We start from the raw sequence: 14630 nt of genomic DNA, 5'->3' as shown, positions 1-14630 counted from the left end.
GTCACTCCGCCGCGATTTCCAGCGCCTTGGCGCCCGATCGCAAGCGGCCCTCAAGCACGTCGGCGATCGACACCGAGGCGAGGTAGCCATGAATCTGCCGGCCCATCTCTTCCCAGAGGTCATGGGTCATGCAGCGCTCGCCGCCGGCCATGCAGCCCTTGGGTCCGCCCTTGGTCAGGCCGCACCGGGTTGCGCGCAGGGGTTCGTCCACGGCCAGGACGATGTCGGCGATGCAGGTCTCGCTGGCCTCGAGCGCCAGACGATAGCCGCCGCCGGGACCACGGGCGCTCTTGACCAGGCCCTTGCGTCGCAAGCGGGCGAAAAGCTGTTCGAGATAGGACAATGAGATCTGTTGACGCGCAGCGATCTCGGCCAGGGCCACGGCGCGGCCGTCACCCTCGTCCTGGCGTTTGGCCAGGTCGGTCATGGCCATGACGGCGTATCGTCCCTTGGTGCTAAGCCGCATGCGCCTTTACTCCTTGCAGATTCCGCGCGCATCGGCTTTTGCGTGTGCTACAAGCCGCGACTTCGCGCCGGACCCCAAGTCCGCGTCGCTGGATGAGATTTAGGAAGACCAAGCGCAGTGGTCAAGTATTCCGTCGGTCGAAAGATCCGGAATCGCCCGCCGCTTGCCGAACCAATGAGGTCGATATGCCTGATGTGATTTTGGCCGGCGCGTCCGGACGGATCGAAGGTCGCTACTCGCCGGGCAAGACCGAGACGGCCCCGATCGCCTTGATTCTGCATCCGCACCCGAAGGCGGGCGGGCACATGAACCACCCGGTTTCGGTGCAGCTCTATCACCTGTTCATGAAGCGCGGCTTCGCGACGCTGCGCTTCAATTTCCGCGGCGTGGGCCGCAGCCAGGGCGAGTTCGACGCCGGCATCGGCGAACTGGCCGACGCCGCCACCGCGCTGGACTGGCTGCAGACGTCCAACCCGGCCGCCAGCCAGACCTGGGTCGCTGGCTTCGATTTCGGCGCCTATATCGGCATGCAGCTCCTTATGCGCCGCCCGGAAACGGATGGCTTCATCAGCGTGTCGCCGCCCACCAACATGTATGATTTCAGCTTCCTGGCGCCCTGCCCGGCCTCGGGTCTGTTCCTGACCGGCTCGGCCGACAGCATCACCCCGCCCGTCGAAGTCGAGCGCGTGGTCTCCAAGCTGCGCACGCAGAAGGGCATCATCATCGACTATGAGGTGATCGATAAGGCTAGCCACTTCTGGACCGAGCACCTGCCCTTTGTGGAAAAGAGCGTCGGCGACTATCTGGACAAGCGGATCGAGATGAACCCGATCTGACGCTTCAAAGGCCTCCCTTCGGGGAGGCCTTTTTCCTTCAGGGCTGAACGATCCGTCCGCCCGTCATCGGCTGGGCGACACCTGTTGTGCCCGGAAAGCTGATCGGCAGCCCTCGCGCCGTGCGCGCCGCCAGATAGGCGAAGGCCTCGGCCTCTATCGCGTCTCCGCGCCAGCCGAACGCCTCGGCGGTCTTGACCGGCACGGGCGCCCGTTCGGCCAGGACCCGCATGATCTCGGGATTGTGCCTACCGCCGCCGCAGATGATCAGGGCGCTGGGTCGCGCGCCCTTGTCGAACGCCTTGACCACGGCCTCGGCGGTGAACGCCACAAGAGTGGCCGCGGCGTCTTCGGCGGAAAGATGCTCCACAGCGTTTAGCGTGAAGTCATAGCGGTCCAGCGACTTGGGGGCCGGCGCGTCGAAATAGGCGCCTGAAAGCAGGCTGCTCAACGCCGCCTCGTCGGCCCTGCCCGCTGCGGCCAGCCGGCCATTTTCATCGAAACGGCCGAGCCCTCGGGCCTGAAGCATCAGATCGATCATGCCGTTGCCCGGTCCGGTGTCGAAGGCCAGCAAGGATCCGTCGGCGTCGATCAGAGTAATGTTGGCGACCCCGCCAACGTTCAGCGCCGCCACCGGCGCGGCCAGACCCGAGGCCCGGGCGCGGGCGGCGTGATAGATCGGGGCCAACGGCGCCCCCTCGCCGCCGGCCGCGACATCGGCAGTGCGGAAATCGAAAGCGACGGGGCGGCCCGTAGCCCCGGCCAGCCACTCGGCGTCCAGCAGCTGAACGGTGCGGCCAATCCGGCCCGGCTGCGGGCGCTCGTGCAGCACGGTCTGGCCGTGCACGCCCAGGAGATCAAAATCACACCACGCCAGGCCGTGCTCGGCGATGAAGCTTTCCGCTGCGTACAGGTGCTCATCGGCGACGGCGCGGCGGGCTTCCTCGAAGATCGCTGGCTCTGGTTCGCCGCGCGCCCAGACCCGAGCCTGGTCAGTGGCCGCCAGCAACAGGTCGCGGGTCGCCTCGCGCAGCTTGCGCTCGCCCGCAGGCCCGAAGGACTGGATCTCCTCGCCGTCGGTCTCAAGCACCGCCATATCGACAGCGTCGAGCGAGGTGCCGGTCATGAATCCCAGGATGCGCATCGCCGTTGACTGCCATGCTCGCGGGCCTGTAGCTAGGCCCCATGATCGACGTCCGCCTTAACGCCACCCCCTATTACCGCCCGCTGAAATAGCGGGAGGCCGGCCTGACACGTCGATACGCCCCCGCCCTGCCGGGGTCGCGTCTCACAAGATCATAGCGCTCCGGCCTTATCCGGAGACTGACCTTATGAAACCCTCGCCACATCCAGGCCCGCCCGTGCTAGACGGCCCTCCGTCTCCGCAAGAGTCGTCCCATCCAGAGAGTCGATCCATGTCCGCGCCCGCCTCGTTCAAGTCGGAATTCCTGCAGACCCTGCAGGCGCGCGGCTATATCCACCAGATCACCCACCCGGACGAACTTGACGCGGCGGCCGCCCGCGGGATCGTCACGGCCTACATCGGCTTCGACGCCACCGCGCCAAGCCTGCATGTCGGGTCGTTGATCCAGATCATGATGCTGCGCCGCCTGCAGCAGGCCGGCCACAAGCCAATCGTCCTGATGGGCGGCGGCACCACCAAGGTTGGCGATCCCACGGGCAAGGACGAGAGCCGCAAGCTGCTGTCGGACGCCGACATCGCCGCCAACATCGCCGGCATCAAGTCGGTGTTCGCCAAGTTCCTGACCTTCGGCGACGGTCCCACCGACGCCATCATGGTCGACAACGACGAGTGGCTCAGCAAGTTCGGCTACGTGCAGTTCCTGCGCGACTACGGCGTGCACTTTACGGTCAACCGGATGTTGGCCTTCGACTCGGTCAAGCTGCGGCTCGAGCGCGAGCAGCCGATGACCTTCCTCGAATTCAACTACATGCTGATGCAGGCCACCGACTTCCTGGAGCTGAACCGCAAGTATGGCTGCGTGCTGCAGATGGGTGGCTCGGATCAGTGGGGCAACATCCTCAATGGCGTCGAGCTGACCCGCCGGGTCGACCAGAAGGCCGCCTACGGCCTGACCACGCCGCTGCTGGCTACCGCCTCGGGCGTCAAGATGGGCAAGACCATGTCAGGCGCCGTGTGGCTGAACGCTGAGCAACTGAGCCCCTACGACTACTGGCAGTTCTGGCGCAACACCGAGGACGCCGATGTTGGGCGGTTCCTGAAGCTGTTCACTGATCTGCCCCTGGACGAGATCGCGAAGCTTGAAGCCCTGCCGGGAGCCAAGCTGAACGACGCCAAGAAGGTGTTGGCCGACGAGGCCACGCGCATGGCGCATGGCGAAGAGGCTGCACGTTCGGCGCGCGATGCCGCCGAAAAAGCCTTCGAGCAAGGTGTAACCTCCGCCGACCTGCCGACCTTCGAAGTGCCCGCCGCGGAGCTGAAGGCGGGTATCGTCCTGGCCAACCTGTTCGCCGACGCCGGTCTGGCCGCGTCGCGCGGCGAAGCGCGTCGCCTGGCCCAGGGCGGCGGCGTGAAGGTCAATGACCAGGCCGAGCCCGACGCCAACCGCGTGGTCACCGAAGCCGACCTGATCGATGGCGTCGTCAAACTTGCGGCAGGCAGGAAGAAGATCGTTCTGGTCAAACCGGTCTGATCCGGAAGACAAGGGCGTAAGTAGGAAAACGGAGAGAGACGATGCTTCAAGCCGGTGACAAGGCTCCCGCGTTCGACCTGCCCACCGATACCGGCCGGGTCAGTCTTGCGAGCCTGAAGGGCAAGAAGATCGTCCTCTATTTCTACCCCAAGGACGACACCTCGGGCTGTACCTCTGAGGCGTTACAGTTTTCGTCCGAGGTCGAGGAATTCGCCAAGCTGGGCGCGGTCATCGTGGGCGTGTCCAAGGACAGCGCCGCCTCCCACGCCAAGTTCCGTCTCAAGCATGACCTCACCGTAGAGCTGGCCGCTGATACGACGGGCGAGATCGTCGAGACCTACGGCGCCTGGGTCGAAAAGAGCATGTACGGCCGAAAATACATGGGCATCGATCGTTCAACCTTTCTGATCGGCGCCGACGGCGTGATCCGCGAGGTCTGGCGCAAGGTGAAGGTGCCCGGTCACATCAAGGCCGTGCTCACGGCGGCCAGGGCCCTGAAGTAAGGCGGCGGAACAGGTCGCGTCTGGCGGTGTTGTATTTGCGCCGCGGGCCTCGTCCGAGTGACGGCCACCCGACCCTCGGCCTTGCCGATCGCGTTCAGGTGACGTTAACGATTGAGGCCGCATGCTGAATTTTCTGACTCGCGCTCACTTGGGGAGCGAAGAGCCTTGCGCGGCTTCGGAATATCGTTGCATATCCCCGTGTTCTAAAAACGGGGGTTTCGAGAGCGATGGCCATCAAACGCTTCAAGCGACTGCGGCAATCCCTCGAAGGTCTTTTCCCTGAAAGGCATCTCTATATCCGCTCCGGCGGCGAGATGCGGGGCTACGTTTTTTCCACCAACAAGCAACTTCTGGCCGCGACCGTCGTCGGCTGCGCCGCCCTGTGGATGGGTGTCTGTACCGCCGCCATGATGGTCAATGCGCTGGCTGTCAGCTCGACCGACCAGCAGGTCATCAAGCAGCGCGCCTACTACGAGCGTCTCAACGCCGATCGTCAGGCGCGCCTGAACAGCGCCGTCGCCCAGCTCTCGGCCACAAATGGGTCGCTCGACGAACTGGCTGCCTCGGTGGAAAAGCGCCATTCTGCGCTGGCCATGCTGGTCAGCGACTTCAAGGGCGTGCCTGGCGCCGCCGACGCCCTTAAGACCTCCAAGCCTCGCCTGCTGGCCGCAACGCCTGTCCAGCGCATCCAGGCCACCCGGATGGATCAGGAGCGTCTGATCGACGCCGCGGAGACCTTCGCCAAGAGCCGGGCCGAACGCCTCCGTCTAGCCATGCGCATGGCTGGCCTTGACGCTGGCAACTATACCGGCCGCGGCGCCTCGCTGGGTGGTCCGCTGATCGAGGCCCGGGATCCGCGCGCCCTCGCCGCAGTGCTGGACGTCGATGAAGAATTCGCCACCCGCATTCACCGCGCCGCTACCGACATGTCGGACATGCGCTCGTTGAACGCGGCGGCCCAGCGGCTTCCTTTCTTCCGCCCGACCAGCAATCCGGCGATGAGCAGCAGCTACGGCGTTCGCTTTGACCCGTTCACGCGTCGCCCGGCCTTTCATTCTGGCCTGGACTTCCCGGGGGCCTTCTACACCCCGATCATGTCGACCGCGCCGGGCGTCGTCTCGTTCACCGGCGTGCGTTCTGGCTATGGTAACACCATCGAGATCGACCATGGCGGCGGCTTCAAGACGCGCTATGCTCACCTTCAAGCGATTTCAGTGCGCGTTGGCGAACGGGTCGCGATTGGTCAGCGCGTTGGAGCCATGGGCTCGACGGGTCGGTCGACCGGCCCGCACCTGCACTATGAAGTCTGGGCCAATGGCAGGGCGCAGAACCCAAATCGCTTTTTGAAGGCTGGTGAGTATGTTCAGCAAGCACACTAAGACCACGGCGCGCGGCCCGACCAAGATCGAGCCCCTGCCGACGCCCATCGCCTCCGTTGATCCGACACGTAAGATGGCGCCGAAGGTCGCTTCCCTGATCTCGGCCGATATCACCATCGAAGGCGGCGTGACCGGCGACGGTGAACTGCAGATTGATGGCGTGGTTCGCGGCGATGTTCGCGTGGGCCGTCTGACTGTCGGCGAAACCGGTCATGTCGAAGGCTCGGTCTATGCCGAGGCCGTTGAGGTCCGTGGCCGTGTGGTGGGCGCCATCACCTCCAAGCAGGTTCGCCTCTACGGTACATCCTATATCGACGGGGACATCACCCACGAGCAGTTGGCGATGGAAACCGGCGCCTTCTTCCAGGGGCGCAGCCTGAAGTTCCAGCGCCCTGCCCCACAACCTGCTCCGACGCCGATTCTCGCGGCCCCGGCCGAGGCTCAGGCCAAGCCGGCCTGATCCTGGATATAGGCACGAAGAAAAACGCCCCGGAGCGATCCGGGGCGTTTTGCGTTTCAGGCTGCAATTCTAGGCGTCGCGTGTCGCGCCGACGCGTTGGGCCAGTGAGGCTCCCATGAACTCGTCAAGATCACCGTCCAGCACCCCTTGGGTGTCGGAGGTCTCGACGTTGGTCCGCAGGTCCTTGACCATCTGGTAGGGCTGCAGGACGTAGCTGCGGATCTGGTGACCCCAGCCGATATCGGTCTTCTGGTCTTCCAGAGCCTGCTGGGCGGCTTCCCGCTTCTGCAGTTCGGCCTCATAGAGACGCGCGCGCAGCATCTTCCACGCTTCTTCGCGGTTCTGGTGCTGCGAGCGGCCGGCCTGACAGGCCACCGCGATACCGGTCGGGATGTGCGTCAGGCGCACCGCCGAGTCGGTCTTGTTGATGTGCTGACCGCCGGCGCCGCTGGCGCGATAGGTGTCGGTTCGCACGTCGGACGGATTGATCTCGATCTCGATGGTGTCGTCCACCACCGGATAGATCCAGGCCGAGGCGAAGCTGGTGTGGCGCTTGGCGGCCGCGTCATAGGGGCTGATGCGCACCAGGCGGTGGACGCCAGCCTCGGTCTTCAGCCAGCCATAGGCGTTCTGGCCCTTGATCAGCAGCGTCGCTGACTTGATGCCAACCTGATCGCCCGAGGTTTCTTCGACCAGCTCAACGCTCATCTTGTGCGCATTGGCCCAGCGCGAATACATCCGCAGCAGCATGCCGGCCCAGTCGCAGGACTCGGTGCCGCCAGCGCCGGAATTGATTTCGACGTAGCAGTCGTTGCCGTCGGCCTCGCCAGACAGCAGGGCCTCCAGTTCAGCGCGGCCGGCGCGGTCCTTGAGGTCCTTCAGCTGGGCGCGGGCGTCCTCCAGCAGGGCGTCGTCGCCCTCCATGTCGGCCAGCTCGGCATATTCCAGCGCGTCCTTGAGACCCTGGTCGAGCGCCTGCACGGCTTCAACGCGGGCGCTCAGGCTGGCGCGCTCGCGCGAGACGGCCTGGGCTTCGGCGGGTTTGTCCCAAAGGGTCGGGTCTTCGACCCGGGCATTCAGCTCATCGAGCTTTCGAAGTGCGGCATCCCAGTCAAAGACGCCTCCTGAGCAGTCCAACGGACTGCTCGATGTCGGCCGCAGCGGCCTCAACATCCGGTCGCATCACGTTACTCCGTGACAATGATAAAGGGCGCGGGAGATAGCCCGCGTCGGACGTCGGCGCAACGCCGATGATGGATCAGTACAGACCGCTGAGCGGGTCAGGAGCCTTTGGCGGTGGCTTTGCGGCGTCAGCGGCGCTGTTGGCGCCGGTGGGTACGCCATTGGGCCAGGTGTCCGAATAGGGTTGTGGTCCTGCCACCGCAGCCGGAACCTCGGTCTTGGGCTCGGTCCCGGGTCGGAAGGCTTCGCGGATCCCGCGCACCATGGCGAACTTGGCGGTCTTGGGCGGTTTGAAATCGACAACAGGCTGGCCCTTCAAGGCTTCACGCATGAAGTCCATGAACACCGGCACAGGACCGGAGGCCCCGGTCTCGCCTTCGCCCAGCGAACGGTTGTCGTCAAAGCCGATGAAGACCCCGACCACCAGATTGGGCGAATAGCCGACGAACCACGCGCTGCGGTACTCGTTGGTGGTTCCGGTCTTGCCGGCCAGGGGACGCCCCAGCGAGCTGACCGCCGCCGCCGTGCCGCGCTGAACCACGCCCTGCAGCATCGAGGTGATCTGATAGGCCGTGACCGGATCCATGACCTGCTCGCCCGGCGCGTCGAAGCGCGGGCTCTCGTCGCCGTTGAAGCCGGCGGTGCAGCGGACGCAGTCGCGCTTGTCGGCGCGGAAGATCACCTTGCCTTCGCGGTCCTGCACCAATTCGATCAGGTGCGGCTCCACGCGGCGACCACCATTGACGAACGGTGCATAGGCCGAGGTCAGCTTGAAGGGGGTGGTTTCCCCCGCTCCCAGCGCCATGGCCAGCACCGGCTGCATGTCGCGCACGACGCCGGTGCGCTTGGAGAACTCGATGATCTTCTTCATGCCGACGCTTTGCGCCAGACGCACGGTCATGGCGTTGATCGACTGCTCCAGACCCTTGCGCAGCGGCTGCGACCCGTAGAACTCCTTGTGGTAGTTCTCCGGGCTCCAATCCTCGCCATTCGCGCCCTTCAAGGTGATGGCGCTGTCGACGACCACGCTGGCCGGCGTGTAGCCATTTTCGAGGGCGGCGGCATAGACAAACGGCTTGAACGCCGAGCCTGGCTGACGCATCGCCTGGGTGGCGCGATTGAAGTTCGAGAGCGAGAAGCTGTAACCGCCGACCAGGGCGACCACGCGGCCACTGTAGGGCTCGATGGCCACCAGCGCACCGTTGACGGCGGGCACCTGGCGCAGGCGGTAGGTTGACGCCCCCTCGACCTTTTCGACGAAGATCAGGTCGCCGGGCTTCAGACCTTTGCCCGCACGGGCCCAGGCCATATCCTCGCCGACGATGGCGCCTTCGCCTTCGTTCTTGATCAGCCGCACCCGGCCATCGCCTGAAACGACCACGGCCGCACGCCAGCCCTGGCGTTCGGCCGGCGGGCTCTTGGCGCGGGCGGCCTTTTCCCAGTCGGCGTCACTGGCCTCGACATGTCCCCAAGCGCCCCGCCAACCGTGGCGGCGGTCGTACTTCTCGAGACCATCCATCAACGCGACGCGGGCAGCGGTCTGCATCCGTGGATCCAGCGTCGTTCGCATATAGTAGCCGCCCTCGCTAAGGCGCGGGCCGAGGGTGGCGACGCCGCGCTGGCGCACCTCTTCGACGAAATAGTCGGCGTCACGATAGGCGGCGCGCTTGGGCGCGGCCTGGACGACCAGATCCTCGGCCTTGGCCTTATCGGCGTCAGCCTGGGACACCCAGCCCAGCTCGGCCATCTGGTCCAGGATCCAGTCGCGGCGCACCTTGGCTTTGGCCTTGTTACGGATCGGATGATAGTTGTCGGGCCCCTTGGGCAACGCCGCCAGATAGGCGCACTCGGCCAGGGTCAGCTCGGGCAGGGACTTGCCGAAATAGTTGTACGAGGCCGCGCCGACGCCGAACGAGCGGTAACCCAGCCAGATTTCGTTCAGATACAGCTCAAGGATCTGCTGTTTGTCGAGCGATTGCTCCAGGCGGTGCGCCAGGATCGCTTCCTTGAACTTGCGACCGACCGTGGCGTCGCTGGTCAGCAGCACGTTCTTGGCGACCTGCTGGGTGATCGTCGATCCGCCCTCCAGGCGTTTGCCGCGCGCGGCGTTGCCGACATTCTTGAGCATGGCGCGCGAGAAGCCGCCCACGTCGACGCCGCTGTGGCGGAAGAAATTGCGGTCTTCGGCGGCCATGAAAGCCTGGGCCAGCTGCGGCGGGATCTGGTCATAGGGAACGAAGATCCGGCGTTCCTTGGAGTACTCGCCGATCAGTGTGCCGTCCCACGCATAGACGCGCGTCGCCGTCGGAGGACGATAGTCCTGCAACTCGCCGGCGTCGGGCATGTCGTGGAACAGCCACGCCGCGTAGATCGCGATCGCGAAGCCCGCCACGGCGATTGCGGAAAGCACCGCTACGCCGGCGATGGCCATCCATCGTTCGGTGGGTTTCAGATCCACGGGGCCTCCGTTGGACGACGCACACTCGCCCGCCCTGCTCTCATCCTCTAGAGCCCGTTCCACAAAAGTGTAAGCGGTTTTGCGGCCGCACCCTCGCGCCCGGACTCTGCCTCAAGCCTCTAGCCTGCATCGCCGCGGGCGCCAACGGCGCGCACGTCTCAGGATTTGCGGATCTGGGCGGCGAAATAGGACTCGATGGCGTCGCCTACAGCATTGACCACCCGGGTTCGGCTGGCGGGGTTGCTCAACAACCGCTCATCTTCCGGATTGGTGATGAAGCCCATCTCGAGCAGCACGGCCGGGACATCGGGGGCCAACAGCACGATAAAGCCGGCGTCGCGATGGCTGCGACGCAGCAGCGGCGTTTCCTCGCCAACGCGTTCCAGCAGAAGCTGGGCGAAGGCGGCCGAGCGATTCTTGGTGGCGCGCTGCGACAGGTCCAGAAGGATCTGGCTGACGGCGCGATCGCGGCCAGGCAGGCTTGCTTTCATCAGCCAGTCGTCCTTCTCCAGCACCCGCGCCACGCGCTCGGTGCCTTTTTCCGACAGGGTGTAGACACTGGCTCCACGCGTGGTGACGTCGGGACCGGAATCGGCGTGCATGGAGATGAAGAGGTCGGCGTCGGCGCGGCGAGCGATTTGCACGCGCGCCTCAAGCGGGATGAAGGTGTCGGTCTCGCGGGTCATCACAACCTGGAAGCGGCCGGACTTCTCCAGCCGAGCCTTCAGGGCCTTGGCGGCCGCGAGCGTTACATCCTTCTCGTAGACGGAGGCGCCCAGCGAGCCGGGATCCTTGCCGCCGTGACCGGCGTCGATGACGATGACCTTCTTCAGGCGCAGCGGTGCGACCATGACCGGGCTGGAGACCAGGGTCAGCTTCGGTGCGGCCACCGGCGCAGCGCCGTCGGTCGCCTTCAGATCAATGACGTAGCGATAGGCCGTTGCGCCGTCGCCCGGCGGCAAAAGGAAGCGCCGGCGCACTTCAGCACGGCCCGACAGGTCCAGGCGAAGGCGAGCGCCACCGCCGGCCTCGTCGATGGTCCAGCGCTTGACCAGGCCCTGGCCGGCGCCCTGCAGGTCACCCGAGACCGAAACATTGGGCAATCCGATGACAATGCGTTGATCCAGGGCGCCGTCCGCGATCAGACGACCCACAGCGGCGCGATCAAGATCGATGACGACGCGGGTTTCAGCCCGATCTCCGCCGAAGCGAACTTTCTGGACCCCAGCTGCGGGCGCTGGGCCTTGCGCGGTCGCGACAGCGACGCCGGCCACGGTCAGGCCACCGACGATTAACGCGGCCCTCAACCAGCCCGTTCGCGCTAACCCGATGAGAACTCTACGCATCCCTCGCCCAAGCAATCCAGAGCCGGTAAACCAGCCGCCAATATCCGCCACGCCCGGTAGCGAAAGCGTTAAATCCGGCCTTGTTGTCCAGCGCTTTCCTTTTGCCCCGCGATGTTGCTACAATTCACCTGCGTGCGAGCGAAGTGATCGTCATGGAAGCTCGCGCGAGCGACCGCGAGACGATCGGAGCCTTTCGCCTCTTTCGTTCCGTGCGCCGCGACTAGACGAGTTATCCGAGGATCGATCCTTCGTTCGCAGGCAGACGCCTGCCGCGGGACCGGTCCGCAGGGCCCGCGTCGGGCTCTCCGCCTTCACGGCGACGACGCGCCCTCCGATCAGCGTCATTCCGGCGCGACCCGGTAAACCATCCAGTCCGCGCCTCACGGCGCGGTGGAGAGAACAGAAACCTCATGGGCTGCGCCGCACCCGTCCGCCATTGGCATCCGACCTCTCGCAACCGCACTGGCGGAGCGACGGGCGGTGACGCGCGCGCCTGTCTTTCATTTCGGCGACCGGGCCATGAGCCCGCCGTGCGCCGTGGAGATTCCCTTAATGTCGAAAAAGATGCTGATCGACGCAGCACACGCCGAAGAGACGCGTGTGGTCGTCGTGGACGGAACCCGGGTTGAAGAATTCGATTTCGAAAGCCAGACCCGCAAACAGCTTCGCGGAAACATCTATCTCGCCAAGGTAACCCGCGTCGAGCCCAGCCTTCAGGCTGCGTTCATCGAGTATGGCGGCAACCGCCACGGGTTCCTCGCCTTTAACGAGATCCATCCGGACTACTATCAGATTCCGGTCGCTGACCGCGAAGCGCTGATGCGCGATGATTCGCACGACGACGAGGACGACCATGTCTCGGCGCGCCGCGATGACGAGGATGGCGATCACGTCGACGACGAAGAAGACGCCGTCGAGGAAGAACTGGCGCGCCGCAAGCGCCGCCTGATGCGCAAGTACAAGATCCAGGAAGTGATCCGCCGGCGGCAGATCATGCTGGTCCAGGTGGTCAAGGAAGAGCGCGGCAACAAGGGCGCGGCGCTCACGACCTATCTGTCGCTGGCCGGCCGCTACGGCGTCCTGATGCCCAACACCGCCCGTGGCGGCGGCATCAGCCGCAAGATCACCACGATTACCGACCGCAAGCGCCTGAAAAGCGTCGTTCAGAGCCTGGATGTGCCGCAGGGCATGGGTCTGATCATCCGCACGGCCGGCGCCAAGCGCACCAAGGCTGAGGTCAAGCGCGACTACGACTACCTGCTGCGCCTTTGGGAAAACATCCGCGAGACCACGCTGCATTCGGTGGCGCCGGCGCTGATCTACGAGGAAGAAGACCTCGTCAAACGCGCCATCCGCGACATGTACGACAAGGAACTGGAAGGTATCTGGGTCGAGGGCGAGGCCGGCTTCAAGGAAGCGCGCGACTTTATGCGCATGCTGATGCCCAGCCAGGCCAAGAAGGTCTTCCACTACCGCGATCCGGCGCCGCTGTTCGTCAAGCACCGCATCGAGGATCATCTGGCGCAGATCTATTCGCCGGTCGTTCCCCTGCGATCGGGCGGCTATCTGGTGATCAACCAGACCGAAGCCCTGGTCGCCATCGACGTTAACTCGGGCAAGGCCACGCGCGAGCGCAATATCGAAGCGACCGCGCTGAAGACCAATACCGAAGCCGCCGAGGAAGCTGCTCGTCAGCTTCGCCTTCGTGACCTGGCCGGCCTGATCGTCATCGACTTCATCGACATGGATGAAGGCAAGAACAACCGCGCCGTCGAGAAGGTCCTCAAGGACGCCCTGAAGGACGATCGCGCCCGCATCCAGATGGGCAAGATCAGCGGCTTTGGCCTGATGGAGATCAGTCGCCAGCGCCGCCGCACAGGCGTGCTGGAAGGCACTACCCACGTCTGCGAACACTGCGAAGGCACCGGCCGCGTTCGCTCGGTCGAGTCCAGCGCCCTTGCCGCCCTGCGGGCTGTCGAGGTCGAGGCCCTGAAGGGCAGCGGTGCGATGACCCTGAAGGTTTCGCGCGCGGTAGGCATCTACATCCTCAACGAAAAGCGCGCCTATCTGGTGCGCCTGCAGCAGACCCATGGCCTGTTCGTCACAGTGCTGGTCGACGAGAGCCTGCACGCCGCCGAGAACGAGATCGAGCGCACAGAGCTTGGTGAGCGGATCGCCATCGCCCCGCCGCCCGTGTCGGATGACGATTTCGAAGACGAGGTCTATGACGACGAGGACGAAGACGAGGACGAAGAAATCTTCGACGACGAAGCCGTCGAACGCGAAGATACCGACGATGACGCTACGGCCGTTCGCGCCGCGCCGCGCGGCAAGCCGCGCGTCGAAGCTGCCGAAGACGAAGGTGATCGCAACCGCAAGCGCAAGCGCCGCCGTCGCGGACGTCGCGATGACGTCGACGCTGCGCCCGAGGGCGAGGTCGACTCCGCTGACGACGCCGAAGGCGACGAGGACGGCGATGCCGATCGCGGCGACTTCGCCGTCGAAGGCGAGGACGAGGAAGCCCGCCGCCGCCGCCGCCGTCGCGGACGCCGTGGTGGCCGCCGAGGCGGTCGCGAGGACGGTGATCGTCCGACCGACGCCTTTGTCTGGATCCGCCCCCGTGTCCCGTTCGGCGACAGCGCCTTTGCCTGGCACGATCCGGCCGCTCTGGATGGTCGTGGCGGTGAACAGCGCCGTCCTGCGCCCGAACAGTCCGCGCCCGCGCCGCAAGCTGAGCGACCGGAACGCGCCGAGCGTCCCGAGCGTCCTGAACGGGCCGAACGCGCTGATCGCTCGGAAGGCCGTTCCAGCCGCAGCCGTGGCCGCGGCCGCGGCGAGCGTGAAGCGCGCCCCGTAAACGTCGAAGCCCTGGCCGACGTCGAACTGCCGCCTATTCCCGCGGTCGTGGCGGAAGATCCGCCCAGCGACATCTGGGTCGAACTGCCTTCGCCGGGAGATGAAGCCCCCAAGAAGGCCCGCCGTCCCCGTACGCGCGGTCGCAAGGGCGACGCTCCGGCCGCTGACGCCGTGATCGAGTCCGGCGCCGATGAGACGGCCGCCCCCGAGGTGGTCGCCGAACCGGTCGCGGTCGAGGCGCCTGTCGAGGTCGTGGCGGAAGCGCTCGTCGCCCCCGCCCCCATCGTGGAGCCTGCGCCGCAACCGGTCGCCGAACCAGAACCGGTCGCGGAGAAGGTCCTGGAGCCGGCGGAACCGGATCCGGCGGAGATCCTCGCACCGCCTGCCAAGCCGCGTGGCGGCTGGTGGCGTCGGGGCTGATGAAAGATCGTGGACGGTCGGGCACTGGTCAGGCCGTCCACGACGCCTATAT

At 65.5% G+C, this 14630-nt stretch carries 12 protein-coding genes; 7 read left to right on the top strand and 5 right to left on the bottom strand.

Annotated features, from left to right (window positions below; translation table 11 throughout):
• Position 1: 1 nt before the first annotated feature.
• A complete protein-coding gene (locus ACN2C8_RS08870) occupies positions 2 to 466 on the bottom strand; it encodes an Rrf2 family transcriptional regulator (RefSeq protein WP_419255561.1) in 465 nt (154 codons plus the stop codon).
• 185 nt (positions 467 to 651) lie between these two features.
• Here ACN2C8_RS08870 and ACN2C8_RS08865 point away from each other — a divergent pair, with 185 nt between their 5' ends.
• Positions 652 to 1302, top strand: coding sequence for an alpha/beta hydrolase (locus tag ACN2C8_RS08865; protein ID WP_419255560.1), 651 nt, complete (start codon positions 652 to 654; stop codon positions 1300 to 1302).
• A 37-nt stretch (positions 1303 to 1339) separates the two neighbouring features.
• On the opposite strand, the gene ACN2C8_RS08860 is transcribed toward ACN2C8_RS08865, so the two are convergent.
• Positions 1340 to 2443: an anhydro-N-acetylmuramic acid kinase gene (locus tag ACN2C8_RS08860; RefSeq protein WP_419255559.1), complete on the bottom strand. Its 1104-nt coding sequence runs from the start codon at positions 2441 to 2443 to the stop codon at positions 1340 to 1342.
• A gap of 187 nt (positions 2444 to 2630) precedes the next feature.
• Here ACN2C8_RS08860 and tyrS point away from each other — a divergent pair, with 187 nt between their 5' ends.
• The 4 genes from tyrS (at position 2631) to ACN2C8_RS08840 (ending at position 6316) form a co-directional block, all read left to right on the top strand.
• The gene (gene tyrS, locus ACN2C8_RS08855; protein ID WP_419255558.1) at positions 2631 to 3974 is read left to right on the top strand and encodes a tyrosine--tRNA ligase; all 1344 of its coding nucleotides are present in this window, start codon (positions 2631 to 2633) and stop codon (positions 3972 to 3974) included.
• Between the two features lie 41 nt (positions 3975 to 4015).
• Complete coding sequence (locus tag ACN2C8_RS08850; RefSeq protein ID WP_419255557.1) at positions 4016 to 4477, top strand: peroxiredoxin; 462 nt, start codon at positions 4016 to 4018, stop codon at positions 4475 to 4477.
• 227 nt (positions 4478 to 4704) lie between these two features.
• The gene (locus ACN2C8_RS08845) at positions 4705 to 5856 is read left to right on the top strand and encodes a peptidoglycan DD-metalloendopeptidase family protein (protein WP_419255556.1); all 1152 of its coding nucleotides are present in this window, start codon (positions 4705 to 4707) and stop codon (positions 5854 to 5856) included.
• Positions 5837 to 6316 carry a bactofilin family protein gene (locus ACN2C8_RS08840; RefSeq protein WP_419255555.1) on the top strand — a complete coding sequence of 160 codons (480 nt, stop codon included), beginning with the start codon at positions 5837 to 5839 and terminating at the stop codon, positions 6314 to 6316. Before ACN2C8_RS08845 ends, ACN2C8_RS08840 begins: the two co-directional genes overlap by 20 nt.
• Before the next feature lie 69 nt (positions 6317 to 6385).
• Here ACN2C8_RS08840 and prfB read toward each other — a convergent pair.
• From prfB to ACN2C8_RS08825, 3 genes are all read right to left on the bottom strand, one after another.
• Positions 6386 to 7499 (bottom strand): peptide chain release factor 2 gene (prfB, locus tag ACN2C8_RS08835; protein ID WP_419255554.1). Its coding sequence is split into 2 segments (ribosomal slippage): positions 6386 to 7429 and positions 7431 to 7499, totalling 1113 coding nucleotides; the frame shifts between segments, so codons are not numbered across the junction.
• 75 nt (positions 7500 to 7574) lie between these two features.
• Positions 7575 to 9956 (bottom strand): penicillin-binding protein 1A, encoded by a 2382-nt coding sequence (locus ACN2C8_RS08830; RefSeq protein WP_419255553.1) that lies wholly within the window; start codon positions 9954 to 9956, stop codon positions 7575 to 7577.
• Positions 9957 to 10114: 158 nt separating this feature from the next.
• Entirely contained in the window at positions 10115 to 11302 is a 1188-nt protein-coding gene (locus ACN2C8_RS08825) for an N-acetylmuramoyl-L-alanine amidase family protein (protein ID WP_419255552.1), read from the bottom strand.
• A 410-nt stretch (positions 11303 to 11712) separates the two neighbouring features.
• On the opposite strand from ACN2C8_RS08825, the gene ACN2C8_RS08820 reads away from it, so the two are divergent.
• Positions 11713 to 11931, top strand: coding sequence for a hypothetical protein (locus tag ACN2C8_RS08820; RefSeq protein ID WP_419255551.1), 219 nt, complete (start codon positions 11713 to 11715; stop codon positions 11929 to 11931).
• Complete coding sequence (locus tag ACN2C8_RS08815; RefSeq protein ID WP_419255550.1) at positions 11855 to 14578, top strand: Rne/Rng family ribonuclease; 2724 nt, start codon at positions 11855 to 11857, stop codon at positions 14576 to 14578. Before ACN2C8_RS08820 ends, ACN2C8_RS08815 begins: the two co-directional genes overlap by 77 nt.
• Positions 14579 to 14630 lie beyond the last annotated feature (52 nt).

This window comes from Caulobacter sp. ErkDOM-C, from assembly GCF_048541825.1.
Taxonomy (GTDB): Bacteria; Pseudomonadota; Alphaproteobacteria; order Caulobacterales; family Caulobacteraceae; genus Caulobacter.
This window is presented reverse-complemented; position numbering and strand designations above follow the sequence as displayed.